The 25,909-nt window shown below is 59.5% G+C and carries 20 protein-coding genes; 15 read left to right on the top strand and 5 right to left on the bottom strand.

The features are described 5' to 3' along the window. Positions 1-29: 29 nt before the first annotated feature. From dnaQ to Q7W83_RS13815, 3 genes are all read left to right on the top strand, one after another. A complete protein-coding gene (gene dnaQ / locus Q7W83_RS13805) occupies positions 30-788 on the top strand; it encodes a DNA polymerase III subunit epsilon (RefSeq protein WP_150630566.1) in 759 nt (252 codons plus the stop codon). Between the two features lie 128 nt (positions 789-916). Beyond that, positions 917-3,172, top strand: a complete 2,256-nt coding sequence (locus tag Q7W83_RS13810; protein ID WP_150639191.1) for an Orn/Lys/Arg family decarboxylase — start codon at positions 917-919, stop codon at positions 3,170-3,172. 14 nt (positions 3,173-3,186) lie between these two features. Then, positions 3,187-3,801, top strand: coding sequence for a GNAT family N-acetyltransferase (locus tag Q7W83_RS13815; RefSeq protein ID WP_150630568.1), 615 nt, complete (start codon positions 3,187-3,189; stop codon positions 3,799-3,801). Here the strand turns inward: Q7W83_RS13815 and Q7W83_RS13820 are convergent. After that, positions 3,767-4,660: a LysR family transcriptional regulator gene (locus Q7W83_RS13820; RefSeq protein ID WP_150630569.1), complete on the bottom strand. Its 894-nt coding sequence runs from the start codon at positions 4,658-4,660 to the stop codon at positions 3,767-3,769. The two genes, Q7W83_RS13815 and Q7W83_RS13820, sit on opposite strands and share 35 nt — an antisense overlap. A gap of 88 nt (positions 4,661-4,748) precedes the next feature. Continuing rightward, positions 4,749-5,000, bottom strand: coding sequence for a hypothetical protein (locus Q7W83_RS13825; RefSeq protein ID WP_150630570.1), 252 nt, complete (start codon positions 4,998-5,000; stop codon positions 4,749-4,751). 176 nt (positions 5,001-5,176) lie between these two features. Here Q7W83_RS13825 and Q7W83_RS13830 point away from each other — a divergent pair, with 176 nt between their 5' ends. Further along, on the top strand, positions 5,177-5,737 hold the full coding sequence (locus tag Q7W83_RS13830; protein WP_150653300.1) for an NADPH-dependent FMN reductase: 561 nt from the start codon (positions 5,177-5,179) through the stop codon (positions 5,735-5,737). 16 nt (positions 5,738-5,753) lie between these two features. Here Q7W83_RS13830 and Q7W83_RS13835 read toward each other — a convergent pair whose 3' ends face one another. Next, positions 5,754-6,413, bottom strand: coding sequence for a TetR/AcrR family transcriptional regulator (locus tag Q7W83_RS13835; protein ID WP_150630572.1), 660 nt, complete (start codon positions 6,411-6,413; stop codon positions 5,754-5,756). 55 nt (positions 6,414-6,468) lie between these two features. Between Q7W83_RS13835 and Q7W83_RS13840 the strand changes: the two genes are divergently transcribed. The 3 genes from Q7W83_RS13840 (at position 6,469) to Q7W83_RS13850 (ending at position 9,364) form a co-directional block, all read left to right on the top strand. Next, the gene (locus tag Q7W83_RS13840; protein ID WP_473656200.1) at positions 6,469-7,572 is read left to right on the top strand and encodes a DUF2855 family protein; all 1,104 of its coding nucleotides are present in this window, start codon (positions 6,469-6,471) and stop codon (positions 7,570-7,572) included. Positions 7,573-7,700: 128 nt separating this feature from the next. Further along, positions 7,701-8,048: a metalloregulator ArsR/SmtB family transcription factor gene (locus tag Q7W83_RS13845; RefSeq protein ID WP_473656201.1), complete on the top strand. Its 348-nt coding sequence runs from the start codon at positions 7,701-7,703 to the stop codon at positions 8,046-8,048. A 32-nt stretch (positions 8,049-8,080) separates the two neighbouring features. Beyond that, the gene (locus tag Q7W83_RS13850; protein ID WP_150630575.1) at positions 8,081-9,364 is read left to right on the top strand and encodes an arsenic transporter; all 1,284 of its coding nucleotides are present in this window, start codon (positions 8,081-8,083) and stop codon (positions 9,362-9,364) included. Positions 9,365-9,477: 113 nt separating this feature from the next. Here Q7W83_RS13850 and Q7W83_RS13855 read toward each other — a convergent pair whose 3' ends face one another. Beyond that, positions 9,478-10,428, bottom strand: coding sequence for a DUF1853 family protein (locus Q7W83_RS13855; RefSeq protein WP_150653303.1), 951 nt, complete (start codon positions 10,426-10,428; stop codon positions 9,478-9,480). Between the two features lie 112 nt (positions 10,429-10,540). Between Q7W83_RS13855 and Q7W83_RS13860 the strand changes: the two genes are divergently transcribed. From Q7W83_RS13860 to Q7W83_RS13895, 8 genes are all read left to right on the top strand, one after another. Beyond that, complete coding sequence (locus Q7W83_RS13860; protein ID WP_007906781.1) at positions 10,541-11,431, top strand: NAD(+) kinase; 891 nt, start codon at positions 10,541-10,543, stop codon at positions 11,429-11,431. Next, positions 11,428-12,402 (top strand): metallophosphoesterase, encoded by a 975-nt coding sequence (locus Q7W83_RS13865; protein ID WP_473657624.1) that lies wholly within the window; start codon positions 11,428-11,430, stop codon positions 12,400-12,402. Before Q7W83_RS13860 ends, Q7W83_RS13865 begins: the two co-directional genes overlap by 4 nt. Then, positions 12,399-13,268 carry a rhomboid family intramembrane serine protease gene (locus Q7W83_RS13870; protein ID WP_150630578.1) on the top strand — a complete coding sequence of 290 codons (870 nt, stop codon included), beginning with the start codon at positions 12,399-12,401 and terminating at the stop codon, positions 13,266-13,268. The genes Q7W83_RS13865 and Q7W83_RS13870 overlap by 4 nt, the downstream gene beginning before the upstream one ends. A gap of 34 nt (positions 13,269-13,302) precedes the next feature. Further along, positions 13,303-13,563: a YeaC family protein gene (locus Q7W83_RS13875; RefSeq protein WP_150630579.1), complete on the top strand. Its 261-nt coding sequence runs from the start codon at positions 13,303-13,305 to the stop codon at positions 13,561-13,563. Next, complete coding sequence (locus tag Q7W83_RS13880) at positions 13,560-14,390, top strand: DUF2797 domain-containing protein (RefSeq protein ID WP_150630580.1); 831 nt, start codon at positions 13,560-13,562, stop codon at positions 14,388-14,390. Before Q7W83_RS13875 ends, Q7W83_RS13880 begins: the two co-directional genes overlap by 4 nt. 10 nt (positions 14,391-14,400) lie before the next feature. After that, a complete protein-coding gene (gene pepN, locus Q7W83_RS13885; protein ID WP_473656202.1) occupies positions 14,401-17,058 on the top strand; it encodes an aminopeptidase N in 2,658 nt (885 codons plus the stop codon). Positions 17,059-17,602: 544 nt separating this feature from the next. After that, on the top strand, positions 17,603-18,676 hold the full coding sequence (locus tag Q7W83_RS13890) for a WD40/YVTN/BNR-like repeat-containing protein (RefSeq protein WP_150630582.1): 1,074 nt from the start codon (positions 17,603-17,605) through the stop codon (positions 18,674-18,676). Positions 18,677-18,704: 28 nt separating this feature from the next. Further along, positions 18,705-21,089 carry an efflux RND transporter permease subunit gene (locus Q7W83_RS13895; RefSeq protein WP_150630583.1) on the top strand — a complete coding sequence of 795 codons (2,385 nt, stop codon included), beginning with the start codon at positions 18,705-18,707 and terminating at the stop codon, positions 21,087-21,089. 61 nt (positions 21,090-21,150) lie between these two features. Here Q7W83_RS13895 and Q7W83_RS13900 read toward each other — a convergent pair whose 3' ends face one another. Beyond that, positions 21,151-25,848 carry a dermonecrotic toxin domain-containing protein gene (locus Q7W83_RS13900; protein WP_473656203.1) on the bottom strand — a complete coding sequence of 1,566 codons (4,698 nt, stop codon included), beginning with the start codon at positions 25,846-25,848 and terminating at the stop codon, positions 21,151-21,153. Positions 25,849-25,909 lie beyond the last annotated feature (61 nt).

A 25,909-nucleotide genomic window follows, 5' to 3' on the forward strand; every position in this document is an offset into this window, starting at 1 on the left:
TACGTTGACCCGTTGAGAGCTGAGCACTGATGGCCACCAGATCCGTTGTACTCGATACCGAAACCACCGGCATGCCGGTGACCGACGGCCACCGGATTATCGAAATCGGTTGTGTCGAGTTGATTGGTCGGCGCCTGACCGGCCGGCATTTTCACGTTTACCTGCAGCCGGACCGCGAGAGTGACGAAGGCGCCATTGGTGTCCACGGCATCACCAACGAATTCCTGGTAGGCAAGCCGCGCTTCAATGAAGTGGCTGATGAGTTTTTCGAATTCATCAAGGGCGCGCAGCTGATCATCCATAACGCGGCGTTCGACGTTGGTTTCATCAACAACGAATTCGCCCTGATGGGCCAGCACGATCGCGCCGACATCACGCAACACTGCTCGATCCTCGACACCCTGATGATGGCCCGGGAACGTCACCCGGGGCAGCGCAACAGCCTCGACGCCTTGTGCAAACGCTATGGCGTCGACAACTCCGGCCGTGAACTTCACGGCGCCTTGCTCGACTCCGAGATTCTCGCCGACGTTTACCTGACCATGACTGGCGGCCAGACCAGCCTGTCGCTGGCCGGTAATGCGTCCGACGGCAACGGTTCCGGTGAAGGCGCGGACAATTCCGCCACGGAAATCCGTCGCTTGCCGGCCGATCGCCAGCCAACCCGGATCATCCGCGCCAGTGAAGATGATTTGGCGCAACACGTGGCCCGTCTGGAAGTCATCGCCAAATCCGCGGGTGCTCCATCGCTGTGGCAACAACTCGTCGAGGCTGAGGCGCAGGCCTGAGTGGATGGCGACATGAGGGTGCGCCGGTTGACCCATTTCGGGGCATCGGCGCTCGCCACATCCGCTCCAACCCTCTACCCTGAGGATATTGGCAGACCATGGTCTGCCGCCTCAGGACACTGAGCCCCATGTACAAAGATTTGAAATTCCCGGTCCTGATCGTCCATCGCGACATCAAGGCCGACACCGTCGCCGGTGATCGCGTGCGTGGCATCGCCCGGGAGCTGGAGCAGGAAGGCTTCAGCATTGTCTCGGCGGTGGATTACGCCGAGGGGCGGCTGGTCGCGTCGACCCATCATGGCCTCTCGTGCATGCTGATCGCCGCCGAGGACCCTAGCGCCAATTCCCATCTGCTGCAGAACATGGCCGAACTGATCAGCCTGGCGCGGGTTCGCGCGCCGGACTTGCCGATCTTCGCGCTGGGCGAGCAAGTGACGCTGGAAAACGCCCCGGCCGATGCGATGGACGAGCTCAATCAGCTGCGCGGCATTCTTTATCTGTTCGAAGACACCGTGCCGTTTCTGGCGCGGCAGGTTGCGCGAGCCGCGCGTAAATACCTGGATGGCCTGCTGCCGCCGTTCTTCAAGGCTTTGGTGCAACACACCGCCGACTCCAATTATTCCTGGCATACGCCTGGCCATGGCGGCGGCGTGGCCTATCACAAGAGTCCGGTGGGGCAAGCGTTTCATCAGTTTTTCGGGGAAAACACCCTGCGTTCGGACTTGTCGGTGTCGGTGCCGGAACTGGGTTCGCTGCTCGATCACACCGGGCCGCTGGCCGAGGCGGAAGCGCGAGCGGCGCGTAACTTTGGCGCCGATCACACTTTTTTCGTGATCAATGGCACCTCGACTGCCAACAAAATCGTCTGGCATTCCATGGTCGCCCGCGATGACCTGGTGTTGGTGGACCGCAATTGCCACAAATCGGTGCTGCACTCGATCATCATGACCGGCGCCATCCCGTTGTACCTGTGTCCGGAGCGCAACGAACTGGGGATCATCGGCCCGATTCCGCTGAGTGAATTCAGCCGCGAATCGATCCAGGCCAAGATCGATGCCAGCCCGCTGACCAAGGGCCGTGAGCCCAGAGTCAAACTGGCGGTGGTGACCAATTCCACCTATGACGGCCTGTGTTACAACGCCGAACTGATCAAGCAAAGCCTGGGCAACAGCGTCGAAGTGCTGCATTTCGATGAAGCCTGGTATGCCTACGCGGCGTTTCACGAGTTCTTCGCCGGGCGTTACGGCATGGGCACTTCGCGCAGCGTGGACAGCCCGCTGGTGTTTACCACCCATTCCACCCACAAGCTGCTGGCAGCGTTCAGCCAGGCCTCGATGATTCATGTTCAGGATGGCGGCGCCCGGCAACTGGATCGCGACCGCTTCAACGAAGCGTTCATGATGCACATCTCGACGTCGCCGCAGTACAGCATCATCGCCTCTCTGGATGTGGCGTCGGCGATGATGGAAGGCCCGGCGGGTCGCTCGCTGTTACAGGAAATGTTCGACGAGGCCCTGAGTTTCCGTCGGGCACTGGCCAATTTGCGTCAGCACATTGCCGCTGATGACTGGTGGTTCTCCATCTGGCAGCCGCCGTCGGTTGAAGGCATCGAGCGTGTCGTCACCGAAGACTGGCTGCTGCAGCCCGATGCCGACTGGCACGGCTTTGGCGGCGTGACCGATGACTATGTGCTGCTCGATCCGGTCAAAGTCACGCTGGTAATGCCGGGTCTCACCGCCGGCGGTGCGTTGAGCGAGCGCGGAATTCCGGCGGCGGTGGTCAGCAAATTCCTCTGGGAGCGCGGGCTGGTGGTCGAGAAGACCGGGCTCTATTCGTTTCTGGTGCTGTTCTCCATGGGCATCACCAAAGGCAAATGGAGCACGTTGCTGACCGAGTTGCTGGAGTTCAAGCGCAGCTACGACGCCAATGTCAGTCTCGCGACCTGTCTGCCCTGTGTGGCGCAACAGGATGGCGCTCGTTACAAAGGCATGGGGTTGCGCGATTTGTGCGATCAACTGCACGCCTGCTACCGCAGCAACGCCACGGCCAAACACCTCAAACGCATGTACACCGTGCTGCCGGAAATCGCCATGAAGCCGGCCGACGCCTATGATCAACTGGTGCGGGGCGAGGTGGAGGCGGTGTCGATCGACGCGCTGGACGGCCGCATCGCCGCCGTGATGCTGGTGCCGTACCCACCGGGGATCCCGTTGATCATGCCCGGCGAACGTTTCACCGAGTCGACCCGCTCGATCATCGATTACCTGGCGTTTGCCCGCACGTTCGACAGCAGTTTTCCGGGGTTTGTCGCTGATGTGCACGGCTTGCAACACGAAGACGAGGGCAATGGGCGGCATTACACCGTCGATTGCATCAAGGAGTGAGGACCTTTCCCAGTATGCAACCGGTCATGAATCCAAAATACCCAGGCCTGTCTGTTCGTGTTGCTGACGACGGCTTTGCGGCTTACATCTGGGGCAGTGATTTCAGTTTTGAAGTCACGGCCTATGGCGCAGCCGACATCGGCAAGCCGGTCGAGCAGTGGCCGGTGACGCCGATCACCCCTTACCGCAAGTGCTATGGCATTGATCCCGAGGAATTCAGCAGTTTCCGCGACGCCGCCGACAGCGCGATTTTCATGGCTTATCTCGATGATGAGCCGGTGGGCCACCTGGTGGTCAGCACCAACTGGAACGGTTTCGCCCATATCGACGAGTTGGCGGTGCATGCGCCAGCCCGCCGCCATGGCGTGGCCAAGGCGCTGCTGGATGTGGCGCAGTTCTGGAGTCGCAAGAAAAAACTGCCGGGCATCATGCTCGAAACCCAGAACAACAATCTGGGCGCGTGCCGGCTGTATGAACGCTGCGGTTATGTGATGGGGGGCGTGGATCATCTGCGCTATCGCGGCATCGACCCGAACACCGCCGAAATCGCATTGTTTTGGTATCGATTATTCGACAATCCGCTGGAAAACCCGATCAGCTCGCCAACATCGCCACGGCTTGTTCCGTAACAATGTCCAACAGTGCTTGAACAGCAGGTGACGGCTCGCCGTTTTTCAGGGTCAGGGCGTAGACGCTGATTGGCACGGCGGGCGCCAACGGGCAGGCGTCCAGACCGGCCGACTTGGCCCCGAGCGCGGTGAACGGGTCGACAATCGCCAGGCCTTCACCGGCTTCGACCATGCTGCGCATCATCTGGTGTGTCTGAACCCGGGTGTGGATCACCGGGGCAGGGCGCAGGGCATGCAGTTTGTTGTCGAGCGCCGGGCTCAGCGGATCATGACCTTCCAGGCCAACCATCGACTGCCCCGCCAGGTCTTGCAGCGAAATGTACTTCTGCTTCGGTTGCAGCCAGCCATGGGGTGCCAGCAGCTGGAGTTTGCCCTGGGCAATCACCTGGCAATGAACATCGGCGTGATCGGGATCGTGCAGGCTCAGGCCCAGATCGCTTTCGCGCAGCAGCAGGCTTCTGACGATATCGCGGGTGGGTTGGCTCAGGAGGCTGCAAGGCACGTCGGGAAGACGCCGGCGCAACGCCGCGATGCTCTGTGGCAACAACTGTTGCGCCAGGGGCGGCGTGCAAATGATGCGAAGGGGTGGGGCCTGATATTGCTTGAGGCTGCTGGCCAGTCGCTGGACCGGCTCAAGCGCATCGTAGACGTGGGCGATTTCGACCTGTAGCTCCCGCGCCTCGCGCGTGGCCTGCAAGCGTCCACGCACGCTGGAAAACAGCATGAAACCCAACTGACTCTCGGCGTCGCGCAGAATGCTTTCGACCTCGGCCACTGGCAACTGCAGCCATTCGGCGGCGGTGCCCAGGTGACCGGTCTGCAAGAGCGCCTGGATCACTTCGATATGACGTAAACGCATGCGTGAAGTCCATGTTCAGCAGGTGGGGGAGTCAGTGGCTGAATCCTAACCCAAGTCCGCGCATATGACTTCTGCTCATAACGCGAGGTTATGAAGCGACGTTGGTTTCCGGCAGGTTGCCGACATAGGTGTCGGGTTCGCGCACGATGGTGACGTCCGATTGCACCAGCAAAAACTGGTTGTCATCGAGCTTCTTCACACGATCGCCAATGGCCAGCTTGTAAGTGGTGACAGCGGTGAGACCGTCTGCCGACGGGGTGGATTCCTGGAACTCATGCACGGAATAGACACGGCCTTCCGCGTCTCTTGCATGGAACTGACCGACGAGTACTGCTGCCATCTGCTTAGAACCTCTGGAGATAAATCACTCAATTTGCGGTTCTGTAGACCGTGGTTGGGCGAGGTAAGTTTTCCTACAGGAAAAAAATAGTCAGTGGCGGCGTTTTTCAGTCGCCCACTGCTTGAATCGTCATCTATAACTACAAGCTCTTTCCATCGGACAGTCGAGAATCTTCCATGAGCAACGTCTACACGATCGCCGTTCTGGTCGGCAGCTTGAGAAAGGAATCGATCAATCGCAAGGTGGCGTTGGCCCTGACCGATCTGGCGCCTGCACATCTCAAACTCAACATCGTCGAAATTGGCGACCTGCCGCTCTACAACGAAGACATCGATGGCGAATCACCGCCGGCAGCCTACAGCACTTTCCGGCAACAAGTGAGTTCATCCGACGCGTTGCTGTTTGTCACCCCCGAGTACAACCGTTCGGTCCCTGCACCGTTGAAGAACGCAATTGACGTCGGTTCGCGTCCGTATGGCAAGAGTGCATGGGGTGGCAAGCCAGGTGCGGTGATCAGCGTTTCACCGGGGGCGATCGGCGGGTTCGGCGCCAACCATCATTTGCGCCAGTCCATGGTGTTTCTCGATGTGCCGTGCATGCAGCAGCCGGAAGCCTACCTGAGCGGGGCGGGATCGGCGTTCGACGAGGCCGGCAATCTGTCGGAGTCGGTCAGGCCATTCTTGCAGAAATTCATTGATGCTTATGGGAAGTGGGTCGAGCAGCACAAGAAGGTCTGACAAATACCGCTCGCTCCTACGGTTTTGTTAGCAATCGGCTACAGATCATCATTTCCATTTCCGACAGCCATGCGGCGGTTTGCTCCGCCGCCGCTTGTGCGGTGACGCAATAACGACGCCCGCCCCAGGCCATGATCACCCAGGCGTCGATGGTCGTTTCTGACGGTTGTGTGGGCAAGTCGCTACAGGCTGCAAAGGCCTCGCGCCATTTTTGCGACAACTCCTGGTACACCCGCCGATGATGCTTGGATTCGGCGATCTGGTGTTCTAAAGCCAGCATTTCATGGTTAAACAGTGGCTGCCCGGCATTGCTCGCGTCGCAGGTCAGGCGTACCAGACGTTTGATGCGGGTTGGCCAGGCCAGGTCGTCCGCTCGAATGACGTGCTCATCAAGGTGCTGTAACAAGGTATCCAGCCAATGTCGGATATACCCCGACAACAAAGCTTCCTTGCTCGGGAAATAGTCGTACAGCGTGCCGACGGCAACGCCTGCTTCCAGCGCCACTTCGCGAGTGGTCAACCCCGACCAGCCGTCGCGCAGCCAAATCCGAACAAACGCCTCGTAAATCGCCTCGACGGTGAAAATCGCCCGAGCCTGACTCGGCCGTTTCAACGGCTTGGCGCGGGGATTGAGGGTGGGGACGCTGCCCCTTGAGTTTCCGAACCCGCTCTTCATCGGCTGCCACTACTCTGGTGCTACCCGCCATTCACTCGCAGCAGGAGTTTGAAAGATGCAACGTCCGAGCACGGTAACACGGCTGATCACCCGCAAAAACGCCCTCGACCAGAGTCGAATCGAACGGGAGCCGCGTAGTCTGATTCCGGCTGATGGGGAGGTGATCCTGAAGATCGACCGCTGTGCATTGACCACCAACAACATTACCTACGCCGCGTATGGTGATTCGATGAATTACTGGGGGTTCTTTCCTACGGGACTGGCTGAATGGGGCCACATACCGGCCTGGGGTTTTGCCGATGTGATTGCTTCAACGGTTGAGGGCGTAAGCACAGGAGAGCGTTTCTACGGCTATTTTCCGATTGCCAGCCATCTTTGGATGCGTCCGGAGCGTGTTACCGACCGTGGTTTCTATGATGCTGCGCAACATCGGCAGGCGCTGACGTCGGCCTACAACCAATACACCCGTTGCAGTTGGGATCAGTACTACAGCCCTGAAACCGAAAACCTGCAGATTTTGCTCAAACCGTTGTTTCTGACCTCGTCGATGCTGGCGGACTTCCTTCAGGACAATCAGTTCTTCGGCGCGATCCGGCTGGTGTTCTCCAGCGCTTCAAGCAAAACCGCGTATGGCACGGCGGTGTGTCTGGACAATCAGCCCGATCTGGAACGGGTGGCGCTGACATCCGCCGGCAACAAGGCGTTTGTCGAGAAACTCGGGTGTTATGAGCGAACGGTGTCCTACTCAGAGCTGGCGAGCCTGGCCAATGACCGTCCAACGCTCTATGTGGATTTTTCCGGCGACCTGGATTTACGTGACCGGGTGCACCAGCATTTTGCCGGGCAGTTGGTTTACAGCTGTTTCGCCGGGTCTGCGCAGAGCACCGAAGAGGCACGGTTGACGGCCATCGAGGGGCCGCAGCCGGTGTTCTTTTTCGCACCGATCCAGATCCGCAAGCGCAATGCCGACTGGGGCCCCGAAGGCGTCAGTCGGCATATAGGTGAGGGCTTGCAGCGTTTTTATCGGCACGTGACCGCGGTGGAAAATCCGTTGCTGCACGTGGTTGAGCGTGAAGGCTATGAAGCGGCGCAGAACATCATTTCCCGGCTGTTTCATGGACAGGTCGCGCCGGTGGAAGGGCATGTGATTCGGCTGTAAGTTCAGCGACCTCCTGTAGCGGCAGGCTCGGCAGCTGCTACAGGGCAGGTGTTTCAAGTCTTTGCTTTACTGAATATTCGAAATTCCATATATTCACGCCTCGTTTGTCTGGAGGCGTGTTCCCCCTCATGTCCGATTCCCGTGGTCCCGTCGATATTTTCAAGGCCCTGGCCGATGACACGCGCAGTCGTATCGCCATGCTGATTGCCCGCGAAGGCGAGTTGTGCGTGTGTGAGTTGACTGCCGGGCTGGACCTCAGCCAACCGAAGATCTCGCGTCATCTGGCGCAATTGCGCAGCAACGGGCTCCTGGCGGATCGTCGTCAGGGGCAATGGGTATTTTATCGCCTGCATCCGCAACTATTGCCGTGGGTCATCACGCTGTTGCAGGGGGCGCTGTCCGCCAACGTTGAATGGCTCGCCGCCGATGTTGCACGTTTGCAGGCGATGGCTGACCGGCCGGTTCGCTGCTGCTGATTTTTCTTTCCACTTTTTGAAGGCTGCTTCGGATGCTTGTAGCGTCGCTGATTTTCCTGCTGACCATTACCTTGGTGATCTGGCAACCCAAAGGCCTGGGCGTCGGCTGGAGTGCGGTACTCGGTGCGGTGCTGGCGCTGATTTTCGGGGTGGTGCATCTGAGCGATATCCCGCTGGTTTGGCAGATCATCTGGAACGCCACCGGCACCTTTGTCGCGCTGATCATCATCAGCCTGTTGCTGGACGAGGCGGGGTTCTTCGCCTGGGCGGCGCTGCACGTCGCCCGTTGGGGGCGGGGCAGTGGGCGCAAGCTGTTTGCCTACATGGTGCTGCTTGGCGCGCTGGTCTCGGCGCTGTTTGCCAACGACGGCGCGGCGCTGATCCTCACGCCCATTGTGATTTCCATGCTGCTGGCGTTGCGTTTTTCCCCGGCGGCGACCCTGGCGTTCGTGATGGGCGCCGGGTTCATCGCCGACACCGCAAGCTTGCCACTGGTGGTGTCGAACCTGGTGAACATCGTTTCCGCCGACTTCTTCCACATCAGTTTCAATCGCTACGCGGCGGTGATGATCCCGGTCAACCTGGTCAGCGTCGCGGCGACGCTGGCGGTGCTGATGTGGTTCTTTCGACGCGACATTCCCAAGGATTACGATCCCGAGCAACTGGCGCATCCGGCCAGCGCCATCCACGACAGGGCGACTTTTTTCGCGGGTTGGGCGGTGTTACTGATCCTGTTGCTTGGCTGTTTTGCGCTGGAACCGCTGGGCATTCCCATCAGTGCCATTTCGGCGGTGTGCGCGGCGTTGCTGCTGGCCATTGCTGCCCGAGGCCACAAGATTTCTACGCGCAAGGTGCTGAAAGAAGCGCCATGGCAGATCGTGATTTTCTCGCTGGGCATGTATCTGGTGGTCTACGGGCTGCGCAACGCCGGGCTCACCGGGTATCTGGCGGGTTGGCTGGACGGTTTCGCCGGTTATGGCGTCTGGGGCGCGGCCATGGGCACGGGTGTGCTGACGGCGCTGCTGTCGTCGATGATGAACAATCTGCCGACGGTGTTGATTGGTTTGCTGTCGATTGATGCCAGCCAGGCGACCGGGGTGGTGAAGGAGGCAATGATCTACGCCAACGTCATCGGCAGCGACCTGGGGCCGAAGATTACGCCGATTGGCAGTCTGGCGACGTTGCTGTGGTTACATGTGCTGGAGCGCAAGAATATCCGGATCGGGTGGGGGTATTACTTCAAGGTCGGGATTGTGTTGACGGTGCCGGTGTTGTTGGTGACGTTGGCGGCGCTGGCTGTGCGGTTGTCCGTTTAGACCGGGTTGGCCCCATCGCGAGCAGGCTCGCTCCCACACTGGATCATCCTTATGATGAAGGCCCTGTGAGAGCGAGCCTGCTCGCGATGGAGTCGGTACAGCCGCTACAAATCTCAACCACTGCCCGGCACATTCGGCCAAAGATCCGCCACCAGAAACAACCGCTCTGCCTCTTCCCAATCCCCATCGGCATTTTCGATCAACCGCACCAGCAATTGCGCCGGCGCCAGCGGCTCCAGATCGACGAGCCACGCCTCCAGCTGTTCCGTGTTCCAGGTCTGCTCCACCGGATAATGCGCCGGCGCCAGCCAGGCATGGCGGGGCAGGGGTTGCCAGCGCCCGGACGGGCGCTGTGCGACAAAATCCTTCCAGTCCTTTTGATGCAGCCAGCTTCCGCGCAAATGTTGCGGATGTGCGCCGTCCGGTGGTTGGGACTGCCCCGGCCACGGATACAGCAGATACCCACCCAGCCACAAATGCGCACTGAACTGTTGAATGTCCAGCGCCGCCAGCACTTCACGGCTCTCCGGCCGGGCGGAAATCGGTAACTGATGCTGACTCAAATGCGCCAGTTTGCGGTCCAGTCGATCGTGGCAGCCCGGCCCCAGCCATTGCGCGGTGTCACGCCCATTGCCGTCTTGCGGGCCGAGGTAAAGCTTGATCGCCAGTTCCAGGTGATGCACGCCGTCGCGATCGCGCAGCAGCATGTCCAGTTCGCCCAGCGTGTGGCCTTCGCGGCGGATGGGCATGTTCGCGGCAATCAGGTCGATGCCCGGTGCATGGCGCACGGCGTATTGCCACAACCGTTCGTAATACAAACCCAGGCGCCGGGTCCGGGCCTGGGCCAGCCAGTGCAGCAGGTCATAACTGTCACGATCCAGTTGCCGCAGCCACAGCTCCAGCCGTTCCGGCGCCTGCACCCAGTCACTGCCGGCCAGTGGATGGCGTTGCGGCCACGGCGTGGCCTCGAGCATCGGTGGCGCGAGGATGACCCAGGCCAGGTCGCGCACTTCGGGGTGGCGCAACTGGTGGGGTAACAGCAGCAAATCGGGAAATAGGATCATCTTGCGAGCATAGCCCTAAACATGAGTACACCCTTGTGGCTGAAAGGATTTTGTCTATCCCGCGCTTTCGCCCATAATCGTGCTTTTGGCCGTCGCAGACCGTAGGGGCACCATGGAGCAATTTCGTAATATCGGCATCATCGGTCGCCTGGGCAGTTCGCAGGTGCTGGATACCGTCCGCCGACTGAAACGGTTTCTGCTCGATCGTCACCTGCATGTGATCCTTGAAGACACCATCGCCGAGGTCCTGCCGGGCCATGGCCTGCAAACCTCGTCGCGCAAGATGCTTGGCGAAGTCTGCGACATGGTGATTGTGGTCGGCGGTGACGGCAGCCTGCTCGGCGCCGCGCGCGCACTGGCCCGACATAATATTCCGGTGCTCGGCATCAACCGTGGCAGCCTCGGTTTCCTGACCGATATTCGCCCTGATGAACTTGAAGTCAAAGTCGCCGAAGTGCTCGACGGCCACTATCTGGTGGAAAACCGCTTCCTGCTGCAAGCCGAAGTCCGCCGCCACGCCGAGGCCATCGGCCAGGGCGATGCGCTGAATGACGTGGTGCTGCATCCCGGCAAATCGACACGCATGATCGAATTCGAGCTGTATATCGACGGCCAGTTCGTCTGCAGCCAGAAGGCCGACGGCCTGATCGTCGCCACGCCGACCGGTTCAACCGCGTATGCGCTGTCGGCAGGTGGCCCGATCATGCATCCCAAGCTCGACGCTATTGTGATTGTGCCGATGTACCCCCATACCTTGTCAGGTAGACCGATTGTGGTCGATGGCAACAGTGAGCTGAAAATCGTCGTGTCCAAGGATATGCAGATCTACCCGCAAGTCTCCTGTGACGGGCAGAACCATTTCACCTGCGCGCCGGGTGACACCATCACTATCAGCAAAAAAGCGCAGAAGCTGCGGCTGATTCATCCGCTGGACCACAACTACTACGAAGTCTGCCGGACCAAACTCGGCTGGGGCAGCAAGTTGGGGGGTGGAGGCGACTGATGCTCGATCCCGCGCGAAGTTATGACCTGATCGGTGACGTGCACGGTTGCGCTCTGACCCTTGAGCACTTGCTCGACCGGCTCGGCTATCACAAACAGGGTGGCGTCTGGCGGCATTCGTCGCGTATGGCGGTGTTCGTCGGTGACATCATCGACCGCGGCCCGCGGATTCGCGAGGCGCTGCACATCGTCCACGACATGGTCGAGGCCGGCCAGGCGTTGTGCATCATGGGCAACCATGAATTCAACGCGCTTGGTTGGAGCACACCGGCGCCGCCGGGCAGCGGCAAGCAATTCGTCCGTGAACACACGCCGCGGCACGCGCGCCTGCTGGGTGAAACCCTGACCCAATTTGAAGATCATCCCGCCGACTGGCATGACTTCCAGCAATGGTTCTACGAATTGCCGCTGTTTGTGGATGCCGGGCGTTTCCGAGTGGTCCACGCGTGTTGGGATTCGGGCCTCATCGAGCCGCTGCGCACGCTGTTTTCCGACGGTTGCGTCGATGAACATTTCCTCCAGGCCTCTGCGGTGCCGGGCAGTTTTGCCTGCACCGTGTTCGATCGCTTGTTGCGCGGCACCGACATGCGCTTGCCTGACGGCTTGACCATGACCAGTGGCGATGGCCTGACGCGCTCGTTCTTCCGTACCAAATTCTGGGAGGACGATCCGCAAACCTACGGAGACATTGTGTTCCAGCCTGACGCCTTGCCTGAACCCGTCGCCCGGACGCCGCTGTCGTCCACCGAGAAAAACACCTTGCTGCGCTATGGTGTTGACGAGCCCTTGCTGTTCGTCGGCCACTACTGGCGCAGCGGCAAACCGGCGCCGATCCGCCCGAACCTGGCCTGCCTGGATTACAGCGCGGTGCTTTACGGCAAGCTGGTTGCCTATCGCCTGGACCAGGAAACCCGGCTCGATCCGCACAAGTTCGTCTGGGTCGATGTCGAACGGCCGGAGGCCCTGCGATGAGTGCCGTGGCCGTTTTACGCCTGCCGTTGGCGGTGGACCTGAGCGGGTTCGTCAAGCTGCTGCAACGCATGCAGGTGCCGCATCGGGTCAGTGAAGAGCAGGGCGAGCAGGTGCTGTGGGTGCCCGCCAATATCAGTGAAGACGTGCGTGCGCTGTACGAGCGTTTTCCAGCGGGTGATCCCGATCAGCAGCTGGATATTCCGGTGGCGAAAACAACGAAGCGTCCCGGTTTCGTCGAGCAATTGCGCCACGCCAAAGCGACGGCGCTGGTGCTGTTGCTGAGCCTGATCGTCGGCGCGGTGACGCTGTTGGGCGAAAACCTCGACACCATGCGCTGGTTGACCTTTCTCGATTTTCGGGTGGTTGGCGAGTACATCCATTTTGTGCCACTGGCCGACAGCCTGGCGGCGGGGCAGTGGTGGCGCCTGGTGACGCCGATGCTGATTCACTTCGGTTTCCTGCACCTGGCGATGAACGGCATGTGGTACTGGGAGTTGGGCCGACGCATCGAGTCGCGTCAGGGCGCAATCAACCTGATCGGCCTGACCTTGCTGTTCGCCCTGGTGTCGAACTACGCCCAGTTTTATTTCAGCGGCCCGACCTTGTTTGGCGGGTTGTCCGGCGTGCTGTACGGCCTGCTCGGGCATTGCTGGATCTTCCAGTTGCTGTCGCCAAATCGGGCTTATCGCCTGCCGCGCGGTGTGCTGGTGATGATGCTGGTGTGGCTGCTGCTGTGCCTGTCCGGGCTGGTCTCGATGATCGGCTTCGGTGAAATCGCCAACGCCGCCCACGTCGGCGGGTTACTCATCGGATGCTTCACCGGTTTGTTGGGTGGTTTGTACAACCGCCGTAAACTGGCCGTCTAAAACAGTTACGTGAATCAAAGAGCGCGGAGACCCAATGTCCTCTTTCAACGAAATGATCAAGAACATCACCCCGGACATCTACCAGAGCCTGAAACTGGCGGTGGAAATCGGCAAATGGTCCGATGGCGGCAAACTCACCGCCGAGCAACGCGAACTGTCGCTGCAAGCGATGATCGCCTGGGAAATCCAGAACCTGCCCGAAGACCAGCGCACCGGTTACATGGGGGTGCAGGAATGCAGCTCGAAGTCGATTGAAGTGCCGAATATCCTGTTCAAGTCGGATGCCATCCATTGATCGAGATTGGCCGCGGTGCAGTCAGTAAAATGTCGGCGCGCCTGGACGGGTCCGACGTGCAGTATGCGTTTCGTCTGGGCGACGTCGAGGTACCGGTCAATCCGTTGATCGGCACGACGGTGCGTCTTGAGTACCTCGGGGCGATCCACTGCTCCCATTGCGGGCGCAAGACCAAAACCAGCTTCAGCCAGGGTTACTGCTACCCGTGCATGACCAAACTGGCGCAGTGCGATATCTGCATCATGAGCCCGGAGCGTTGCCACTACGACGCGGGTACCTGCCGTGAGCCGGAGTGGGGCGAGAAGTTCTGCATGACCGATCACATTGTGTATCTGTCGAACTCGTCCGGGGTCAAAGTCGGGATTACCCGCGCGACTCAGCTGCCGACCCGCTGGATCGACCAGGGCGCCCGTCAGGCGTTGCCGATCATGCGTGTTTCGACCCGCCAGCAGTCGGGCTTCGTCGAAGACCTGTTTCGCAGTCAGGTGGCGGACAAGACCAACTGGCGTGCTTTACTCAAGGGCGAAGCGGTTTCGGTGGATCTGGCCGAGGTTCGCGATCAGCTGTTCGATAGCTGCGCCGAAGGTTTGCAGGGTTTGCAGGAACGATTCGGCCTACAGGCAATCCAGACTATTGCCGATGTGGAACCGCTCGAAATCCGCTATCCGGTCGAGCAGTACCCGGCCAAAATCGTCAGCTTCAACCTGGACAAGAACCCGATTGCCGAAGGCACTCTGCTGGGAATCAAGGGCCAGTACCTGATCTTCGACACCGGCGTGATCAATATTCGTAAATACACGGCTTATCAGCTCGCCGTGCATCAGTAAGGACTCCAGCATGCGCACCGAACAACCGAAGATGATCTATTTGAAAGACTATCAGGCGCCTGAGTACCTGATCGACGAGACGCACCTGACCTTCGAGTTGTTCGAGGACCACAGCCTGGTCCATGCGCAACTGGTGATGCGCCGCAACCCTGAACGTGGTCCGGGCCTGCCGCCGCTGGTGCTGGACGGCCAGCAACTCGAACTGCTGTCGGTGACGTTGGCCGACCGCGAGTTGAGCGATGCCGATTACCAACTGACCGAAAATCACCTGACCCTGCAGCCGACCAGCACCACGTTCACCGTCGACACCAGCGTCAAGATCCACCCGGAAACCAACACCGCGCTGGAAGGCCTGTACAAGTCCGGCACGATGTTCTGTACCCAGTGCGAGGCCGAAGGCTTCCGCAAGATCACCTATTACCTCGATCGTCCGGACGTGATGAGCACGTTCACCACAACGGTGGTTGCCGAGCAGCACAGCTACCCGGTGCTGCTGTCCAACGGCAACCCGATTGCCAGTGGTCCGGGCGAAGACGGCCGCCATTGGGCGACCTGGGAAGATCCGTTCAAGAAACCTGCCTACCTGTTCGCGCTGGTGGCCGGTGATTTGTGGTGCGTCGAAGACACCTTCACCACCATGACCGAGCGCTCCGTGGCGCTGCGCATTTATGTCGAACCGGAAAACATCGACAAGTGCCAGCACGCCATGAACAGCCTGAAGAAGTCCATGCGCTGGGACGAAGAGGTCTACGGTCGCGAGTACGACCTGGACATCTTCATGATTGTCGCGGTCAACGACTTCAACATGGGCGCCATGGAGAACAAGGGCCTCAACATCTTCAACTCCAGCGCCGTGCTGGCCCGCGCCGAAACCGCGACCGACGCCGCGCATCAGCGCGTGGAAGCGATCGTTGCCCACGAATACTTCCACAACTGGTCGGGTAACCGCGTGACCTGCCGCGACTGGTTCCAGTTGTCGCTGAAGGAAGGCTTCACCGTGTTCCGCGATTCCGGTTTCTCCGCCGACATGAATTCGGCAACCGTGAAGCGCATTCAGGACGTGGCTTACCTGCGCACTCACCAGTTCGCCGAAGACGCAGGTCCCATGGCCCACGCCGTGCGCCCGGACAGCTTCATCGAGATTTCCAACTTCTACACCCTGACCGTGTACGAAAAGGGCTCGGAAGTGGTCGGCATGATCCACACCTTGCTCGGTGCCGAAGGGTTCCGTAAAGGCAGTGACCTGTACTTCGACCGCCATGACGGCCAGGCCGTGACCTGCGACGACTTCATCAAGGCCATGGAAGATGCCAACGGTGTCGACCTCACCCAGTTCAAACGCTGGTACAGCCAGGCGGGCACGCCGCGCTTGGCAGTGAGCGAGTCCTACGACGCCGCCGCAAAAACCTATAGCCTGACCTTCCGCCAGAGCTGCCCGGCCACCCCGGACAAGGTTGAAAAACTGCCGTTCGTGATTCCTGTCGAGTTGGGCCTGCTGGACTCCAAAGGCGCGGCCATTGCGTTGCGTCTTTCCGGTGAAGCCAGCGCTCAGGGTACTTCGCGGGTCATTTCGGTGACTGAAGCGGAGCAGACCTTCACGTTTGTCGACATCGCTGAACAGCCGTTGCCTTCGCTGCTGCGCGGTTTCTCGGCGCCGGTGAAACTGAGCTTCCCGTACAACCGCGATCAACTCATGTTCCTGATGCAGCACGACAGCGACGGCTTCAATCGCTGGGACGCGGGTCAGCAACTGTCGGTTCAAGTGCTGCAGGAACTGATCGCTCAGCAACAGAAGGGCGAGACGCTGGTACTGGATCAGCGTCTGGTTTCCGCGTTGCGCACTGTACTGTCGGACGAAACACTGGATCAGGCGATGGTGGCTGAAATGCTGTCGTTGCCGGGTGAAGCGTATCTGACCGAGATCAGCGAAGTGGCGGACGTCGATGCCATCCACATCGCCCGCGAGTTTACCCGCAAGCAATTGGTGGACGGCTTGTTCGAAGCGTTGTGGCTGCGTTACCAGGCCAACCGCGATCTGTCGAAACAAACCCCGTACGTGGCCGAGGCCGAGCACTTTGCCCGTCGCGCATTGCAGAACATTGCGCTGTCTTACCTGATGTTGAGCGGTAAGCCTGAAGTCCTGGCGGCGACGCTTGAGCAGTTCGAAACCAGCGACAACATGACCGAGCGCCTCACAGCGTTGGCCGTGCTGGTCAACTCGTCGTTCGAAGAAGACAAGGCGCGGGCGCTGGCGAGTTTTGCCGAGCACTTCAAGGACAACCCGCTGGTCATGGACCAGTGGTTCAGTGTTCAGGCGGGCAGCACGTTGCCGGGTGGGCTGGAGCGTGTGCGTCAGTTGATGCAGCATCCTGCGTTCAACATCAAGAACCCGAACAAGGTGCGGGCGCTGGTCGGTGCGTTTGCCGGGCAGAACCTGATCAACTTCCATGCGGCAGATGGGTCGGGTTATCGCTTCCTCGCGGATCTGGTGATCGAACTGAACGGCTTCAACCCGCAGATCGCTTCGCGCCAACTGGCGCCGCTGACCCGCTGGCGCAAATATGACGACGCCCGTCAGGCATTGATGAAAGGCGAGCTGGAGCGGATTCGCGCTTCGGGTCAACTGTCCAGCGATGTGTTTGAAGTGGTCAGCAAAAGCCTGGCGTGAGTTTGGGTTTGCTCCCGCAGGTGTTCACTCGACTCCTGTGGGGGCGGCGGTGCGGCGATCCGACTTGCCCGCGAAGGCGGCCTGACAGCCGGCCTGTTCTCGCGGATGTACCCGAAACCCCTGTGGGAGCTAGCCTGCTAGCGATGGACGTTAACGATTACGCGTGCAGTCTGAATGAACGCTGTGTCCGGACGTCCATCGCTGGCAAGCCAGCTCCCACAGGGGAACGCGAACGCTTCAAACGACAGGCCGGCCGGTAGGCAGCCCCGCAGCAACGGTTATGGACACCAACCACCAACCGACAAGACCAATCACCCTACCTGATACCCCACCATTCAGCCTGCCCCCATCCCCCCAGGTTAACAAAACATAACGTGGCGTCGATTGTCAGACCTTTCCAAACACCGATAGGATAAGCCAGCTTCCGAAGGGGCTCTGGATTGCGGGTTTCAGGACTATGCTCCTAACGACTCAATCCCAGCGAGCACCCCTAACGGCGCCCTGAAAGGTTGAACGACCTAACAATAATAATGGGGGAAGGTCTATGAGTGAGCCTGTCATGGGTGTGGGTATCTGCCGCCCGCCGGCACTGCGCAAATTCGCATTGCTGGCTACAGCGCTCTCGCTGTTGGGCTGTGCCGTGTTGTCGGCACCTGCGCTGGCCGCTGCGGCGCCAGCCACCGACGTTGTCTATTCCGTTGAATCCGCCAAGGCCAGCAAAAGCCTGATGCTCGACGTCGTGCACGCCGGCAAGCGCCTGGTGGCGGTCGGCGATCGCGGGCACATTCTTTATTCCGATGACCAAGGGGCAACCTGGACCCAGGCCAAGGTGCCGACCCGTGCACTGCTGACCTCGGTGTTTTTTGTCGATGACCAACACGGCTGGGCCGTCGGCCATGATGCACAGATCCTCGCCAGCGAGGACGGCGGCGTCACCTGGACCAAACAATACGAAGACCTTAAACGCGAATCGCCGCTGCTCGACGTCTGGTTCCAGGACGCCAACAGCGGCTTTGCCGTAGGCGCTTACGGCGCGTTGCTGGCCACCACCGACGGCGGCAAGAACTGGGAAGACGTCAGCGATCGCCTGGACAACGAAGACCAGTACCACCTCAACGGCATCGCCGCGGTCAAGGATGCCGGGCTGTTCATCGTCGGCGAGCAGGGCAGCATGTTCCGCTCCGCTGATTGGGGACAGACCTGGGAAAAGCTTGAAGGCCCATACGAAGGCTCGTTGTTCGGTGTGATCGGCACCGCCGAGGCCAACACGCTGCTGGCCTACGGTCTGCGCGGCAACCTGTTTCGCTCCACCGATTTCGGCAGCACCTGGGAGCCGGTCGAGCTGAAAGCCACCCGAGGTGCGCTGGAGTTCGGTCTGTCTGGCGCCACCTTGCTTGACGATGGTTCGATCGTGATCGTCGGCAACGGCGGCTCGGTGATTCGCAGCAACGACAACGGCGAAACCTTCAGCGTGTTCAACCGTCCCGATCGCATTTCCGTTTCGGCGGTCACCGCGGCAGGCAACGGCAATCTGATTCTGGCAGGACAGGGCGGCGTTCGCGTCACCTCGCCAACTGGCGCCGGCGCAGAGAATGGAAAAAACGGGTCGTCCAAATGAGCCGGGCAAATAATAAGAAGGCGGGTCTATGACATCCTTGAGCAGCCATCACCAAGACAAGGCGACGTTTCTGGAGCGCCTGATTTTCAACAACCGCCCGGCAGTGATTGTGATCTGCCTGTTGGTCAGTATTTTCCTGTTCTGGCAGGCGACGCTGATCCGGCCGTCCACCAGTTTCGAAAAGATGATCCCGCTCGAGCATCCATTCATTCAAAAGATGATGGAGCACCGTAACGATCTGGCGAACCTGGGCAACACCGTTCGCATTTCGGTTGAAGCCACCGACGGCGACATCTTTTCCAAGGAGTACATGGAGACCCTGCGTCAGATCAACGACGAAGTGTTCTACATCTCCGGCGTCGACCGTTCCGGTCTCAAGTCGCTGTGGAGTCCGAGCGTACGCTGGACCGAGGTGACGGAGGAGGGCTTCGCCGGGGGTGAAGTGATCCCGCAGAGCTACAACGGCTCCCAGCAGAGTCTCGATTTGTTGCGCAACAACGTGCTCAAGTCCGGGCAGGTCGGGCGTCTGGTGGCGAACGATTTCAAGTCGAGCATCGTCGATATCCCGCTGCTGGAGTCCTACCCGGACCCGCAGGACCAGGGCAAGCTGCTGGCCCTGGACTACCGCAAGTTCTCCCACGAGCTGGAAGAAAAGATCCGCGACAAGTTCGAGAAACAGAACCCCAACGTGCAGATCCACATCGTCGGTTTCGCCAAGAAAGTCGGCGATCTGATTGATGGTCTGGTGATGGTGGTGATGTTCTTCGGTGTCGCCTTCGTCATCACCCTGATTCTGTTGTACTGGTTCACCAACTGCATGCGCAGCACCGTGGCGGTGTTGACCACGACGCTGGTGGCGGTGGTCTGGCAGCTCGGCCTGATGCACTTCTTCGGCTTCGGGCTGGATCCGTACTCGATGCTGGTGCCGTTCCTGATCTTCGCCATCGGTATTTCCCACGGCGTACAGAAGATCAACGGCATCGCGTTGCAGTCCAGTGAAGCCGACAACGCGTTGACTGCGGCGCGGCGCACCTTTCGCCAATTGTTCCTGCCGGGGATGATCGCGATCCTTGCGGATGCGGTGGGCTTCATTACGCTGCTGATCATCGACATCGGCGTGATTCGCGAGCTGGCCATCGGCGCATCCATTGGCGTGGCGGTGATTGTATTTACCAACCTGATCCTGCTGCCGGTGGCGATTTCCTACGCCGGCATCAGCAAGCGCGCTGTCGAGCGCAGCAAGAAAGACGCGCACCGCGAACACCCGTTCTGGCGCCTGCTGTCGAACTTCGCCAGCCCGAAAGTCGCCCCGGTGTCGATTGTCCTGGCCCTGTTGGCCTTCGGTGGCGGCCTCTGGTACAGCCAGAACCTGAAAATCGGCGACCTCGACCAGGGTGCTCCAGAGTTGCGTCCGGATTCGCGCTACAACAAGGACAACAACTTCATCATCAGCAACTACTCCACCAGTTCCGATGTGTTGGTGGTGATGGTCAAGACCAAGTCCGAAGGTTGCTCGCGCTACGAAGCGATGGCGCCGATCGACGAGCTGATGTGGAAGATGCAGAACACCGAGGGCGTGCAGTCGGCGATCTCGCTGGTGACCGTGTCCAAGCAGATGATCAAGGGCATGAACGAGGGCAACCTGAAATGGGAAACCCTGTCGCGCAACCCGGACGTGCTGAACAACTCCATCGCCCGGGCTGATGGCCTGTACAACAACAGTTGCTCCCTGGCGCCGGTGCTGGTGTTCCTCAACGATCACAAGGCTGCAACGCTGGATCGTGCGGTCCATGCCGTTCAGGACTTCGCCAAGGAGAACAACAAGGAAGGCCTGGAATTCATCCTCGCCGCCGGTAACGCCGGCATCGAGGCGGCCACCAACGAGGTGATCAAGGAATCCGAACTGACCATCCTGATCCTCGTCTATATCTGCGTCGCGACCATGTGCATGATCACCTTCCGCTCCTGGGCGGCGACCTTGTGCATCGTTTTGCCACTGGTGCTGACCTCGGTACTCGGCAACGCCCTGATGGCCTTCATGGGCATCGGCGTGAAAGTCGCGACCTTGCCGGTGGTGGCATTGGGTGTGGGGATTGGCGTGGACTACGGCATTTACATCTACAGCCGTCTGGAAAGCTTCCTGCGTGCCGGTCTGCCGTTGCAAGAGGCGTACTACCAAACGCTGAAGTCCACCGGTAAAGCCGTATTGTTCACCGGTCTGTGCCTGGCCATCGGCGTGTGCACCTGGATCTTCTCGGCCATCAAGTTCCAGGCCGACATGGGCCTGATGCTGACCTTCATGCTGCTCTGGAACATGTTCGGCGCGCTGTGGCTGCTGCCAGCGCTGGCGCGGTTCCTGATCAAGCCGGAGAAACTGGCAGGACAGAAGGGCAATTCGTTGTTTGCTCACTAACCTCAAGCAAAACAAGAAGCCGCAACACGGGTTGCGGCTTTTTTATGGGCGATTGAACAGCTCAGCGCGGTAGCAGCGGCAAGAAATCGCTGCTGGCCAGTTCCTTGCTGATGATTCCATGATGAATGGCGATTTGTTGCTTCGGATCTTTTGCCTTGGCCATGGCCGATTCGTAGGTTTCGAAACGTTGCTCCCTGGTTTTCAGATGCGCCTGGCTGTAGTCAGCCTTGGCGTCCTCTGCGTTGGCGTAGTGAAAATGTGCGTACCACCAGGGTTGATTTTCTTTATTCAACAAGACGTACTCCTGCATGAAATCCTTGCGTCCGGTTTTGAGCTGAACCCGCTGGCCGATGATTCGCGCAAAAATCGCATTGTTGCGCAGCAGGAACTCCACACCCTCGCTAGTGGGCGGCCGGGCGAGGGTCATGCGAGTACGAAGGTCACTCGCCTGGGTGTAAAGGTTGCGCGCCTTGTCCCGCAGGCCGTGGATCAGCGAAACGTCGGGAGCCCGGTTGGCCGGCGGGCTTTCGTGATGTTCCAGGCTATCGGCGTACCCGATCAGTTTTTGTGCCTCGCGCTGCAGTTGCTCTTCGATTTCCTTGGGAGAACTGGCGCGTTGCGCGTAACCCTCGATCTTTTGCACGTGTTTATCGGTATCGGCCAAGGCTTTGCGAGCATCGCCCTTGACCTGCTGATAGGGGCGTGGAGCCTTGGGTGTTACGGGCCTGACATCGACAACTTCTACCCAGACGTTAGGCTCGTGTTCATGAAACGAAGCCAGTGGCTTTTCCTCGAAAGGGTCGTTGATGTCGACAATGTCTCCTCCCTGGTTGGCCACCCGTTGGCGAAGATCGCCGATAAACGCGCCCTTGGCGGTGTTGATAACCCGCTTGCGGCTGGGCCGTGAATCAGGACGTTTCACCGGCGGCCTGGAGCCGGATGCTGACGCGGGCGGTTCCTCCGGTTGTGGCTGCAGTTGAAGCGCTTGCGCCAGACGTCGCTCGGCATCCACACGCAACTGATCAATGAGTTCGCGCAGTCGATTGAAAGGGTGTGTTTGCAGCTCATCGGTACTGAAAATGCCTATCGCTTCCAGACCATCCTGTGCCTTGTTGTACTGATCGACGAGGTTATCCAGAACGGCGATTCGATCGCTATTGATGTAGGTGTGGTCCGTTTGCAGTTCGGCATGGGACCGAGACAGCAACAGCAGGGGGCTGAGGGTGCGTTCGAGCACACCCATGGTATTGCTTCCGAGGGCCTTGAGGCTGAGCAGGCGCAAGACGCTTAATTGATAGCTCTTGATTCGCAGTGCCGTCATTTCATTCTCGGGCCTGTTGCTGGTCAGTCGCTTCCAGTACTCCATGCCCAGGCGAGGGATCTGCTTGAGTTCCAGCAGCCGACCGTCTACCTGTTCAAAAAGCTTGATCATGGTTTCGTTGATTTCGGCGGTTTTGCGCATGAACTCAAAGTAGCGATCCAGTACCACGTCGCCCTCGCGAATTATCGCTTCATGCAGATGCCTGATCCCGTCTTTCAAGTCCGTGTATTCGCTATCGATAGCTTCGCGCTCCCAGTCAAGGATGACGACCCGTTTGCGAGCGTTGTTGATGAGGTTTTCTGACAGGTTGCACAATTGCAGGGGATCGGGATCGGATTTGGTCAATTCGCTCAATTCCCTGATCTCGGCCAATAGCGTGGCGTAGGTTTCGGTCTGTTTGTCCAGCTCATCAACGAAGCGTTGCCTATACGTGGCGCGATCGAGCTCGGTGCTGGCAGGATCGTTTTTTTTCAGCTGCATCAGGTTCTCAGCGATGTCGACACGCTTCTGCACCCGCGTTTGTTGATCCACGAACTCCTGACGATTGAGTTGCAGCAGGCTGATGCGTTGTTGCGTCATTTCTCGCTGGGCATTGATTCGCGCATTGCGCCCGCCGCCAAGCAGCTTCAACCCCTGATCCAGGGTCCAGTGGCCATTGCCATCGGTCTTGAGCTTGATGCCGGGATGATCCGGGTGTTCCGGGTGAATCAAATACACTTCGCCGAAGCCGGGCACGATACTGACGCGAAACAGCAGGCCGGCGACGGTGGCGTGCCAGGTGTTGCCAATCCGGTACAAGCCTTTGAAGGTGCCGGTTGTAATGCGCGCTGGCAGAGGTGTCGGCCATGGCACCTGGAGTTCCCGCAACGTGTTGAACAACCGGGCCGATGCCGAATCGCGAGCGCTCGACAGGTTGAAGTCGAGCAGGGTATTGCCACTGCCCGGCGGTTCGGAAGGCAGGCCCGGGGAGTCCTCGGTGATGGTCGGTTCGGTGGGCCATGAGAATGTCTGTGAAGGACGGCGCAGGGAGGCGAGGGGGCCCTGAATTTCCGTCACCGTGCTGTCGGAAAGTGCCGGGGCACCTTGCTCTCGGGCCACATGTAGAACCACCAGGCCAATGTTCAACAGCACGTCGACCCATGCCTGGTTCCGCGCCTTTGGGTCATCACTGTCCAGTGCGGGAAGATCGTTGATCAGGCTGTGGGCGATTTGCAGCATCCAGCCCACGACCATGGCGGGGCCGCGTAACAGCGGCAGAATCACGTTGTTGAATACCAGCCAGCCACCCTCGAGGATGATCGCCCAACGGCTCTCGGCATTCGACACCGATTGCCGGTCTGCCAGATCAATCAGTGCACGTGCATTGCTGACGAACAGACTGGCCAGCAATCGACCTTCTTCCAGCGCGGTGAGCCAGTCACCGACCGCTTCGTCGCCTGCGAGAATCGCCGGTTTCGGCTTATCCGGTGGTGAGAATTCGTCGCCGGCATGAAAGTGAACAATGTGGGGTTCGATGAACCCGTTGTTGTCGTAGATCGGCCGTGCGCGATCCGGCAGCCAGGTCAGCACACTGGTTTGCAAAGGGCCGGTTTGCGCAATGGCGCTCAGCAAGTCCTGACGGCTGGGGTATTGGTGCAGGGGATCCGGGTACAGCGGTCGGTAAAGAATATGCGGGCCGCCCGCCGTCAGGTCTTTGGGCTCGATGATGAACATGTTGCTGACGACATCACAGGTGGCGCCAGCCTTGCGTTGAAATGCCAAAGGCCTGATGACAATCGACTGCTCCTCGACGACGCGCTCGGCAGCCAACGGCTGGAACAATGCATCGACATATCGATAGCCCGGGAAAGTGAAGCCGTGTTCACCCTTGATCGAATGTTCCAGGGCGCGCAGCGGCATACCTACGCTAAGTTCAAGACCGAACAGTCGCTGGCGTTCCTTGGCCTCGGGACTATCGCCAAGCAGTTGCGCTTCTAAGTACTCGGGGTAATGTTTTCCGACATCGACTCGATTCACCAGCTCCAGTAAATAAGCCTCGGTGGTCCAGTCTTGAATCAGTTGGTTTGCGGTGTGGCGGATGGTCATCCGGCCTTTGGGTTTGCCGGCGAGATTTTTGATCGCAAGATCGGTCAGCGACATCTGGACTGGTTCGAGGTAGCCACTGCCCAAGTCGCCAACGGGCACATGAAAGGTCAGTTCCAGCTCATCGGACTTGTAGCCGGGGGCCAGGGGCTGGTCTTTGAGCATTTGCTCATGCAGTGCATTTCTGGTGAACGTGCGAAGGTCAACGACGCCGTCGCGCAACGAACGTCCCTGTGTCTGTTGTTTGGCGCTGGCCATCGATAACGTGTATTTGCGCCACGCCATGCGATCACTGCCGCCCGCACCCTGCAACCACTCGGGCATCGACGCCTGCAGGGATTGAAGGTGCATCGGGTGGTGGTCGCTGCCGATAAACCGTGCAGCCACATCGGTGATTGCATCAAAACGTTTTTCAAGTTCCGCCAGGCTCTGGCGTGCGGGCAGTTTCAGCGATTCCAGGTCTTGCAGTTGCTGGTTCAGCAGCAGGGCTGCCTGGGTATCAAAAATGTTGCCGTCCGGTGCAAAACGTTTCCAGGTGATGGAATCGGCCGTGAAGTCTTGCTGCAACCGCGCATTCCATGCAGCACCGAAGGCTTGCTTGGACGGGAACGACTCGATGTCGCCGGTCACGCTGCACAACAAATGGGTATCACCGTAAATCACCAGGATATCCGACGTCTGCAGCGTGATCGTCACTTCACCTCTGCTCAGCGTGATTTGAAGCGTACAGGCTTCAATAGCACCTTTGACCCAGGGTCGCTGAAGGCGTTCACGGTTGTCGGGTTGGCGCGCCAACTCCAGGAGAATCTCGGCCTGGGACGCATTAGTCTCCGCGAGACGCGTCGCGGACGTTTTCAGCACGCCGGCGAGCAGATCCCCCAGCCATTGCCAGCGGCTGACGCCGGTCTGGTCTTTTTCGTTCCAGCAGTCCTTCAATGATTCCTGAGCGCCGATGTAGAGAATGTCGGGTAACTCGCGGATGACATCCGCGATCACTTGCAGCTCAGGCCGCCGCGATGAGGTGCTGTTGACGGCGAGTCGTGCAGGGGCACGGTTGGTCAAAAAGCAGATGCGACCGAATTGCTCGCTAAAATCCGGGAATGTACCGCTGGCGAGATACTCAAGCACCAAATCCATAAGCGGCGTGAGCCGCCAGCCTCCCTCCGGGGTCGGTTGGGCGACTTTGGTCAGGTCAGGGTCGAACGCCAGTTGCGGGTATTTTTCCAGAATGCCGTCCTTGAGCATGCGGGCGGTTTGCGAGCGCAATGTCGGTCGGGTGTTGAATCGGTTGTGAACCGCCCGCGCGATGATGTCTGTGTTGCTCGCGGTGGCGGGCGGTGATGCAGGTGTGGGCATGATGCAATCCTTTGCATGAGTGGTTGCTCAACGTAAAACCTAATCGAAAGGGATGTGCGGT

It is taken from the genome of Pseudomonas sp. 300 (assembly GCF_055803035.1).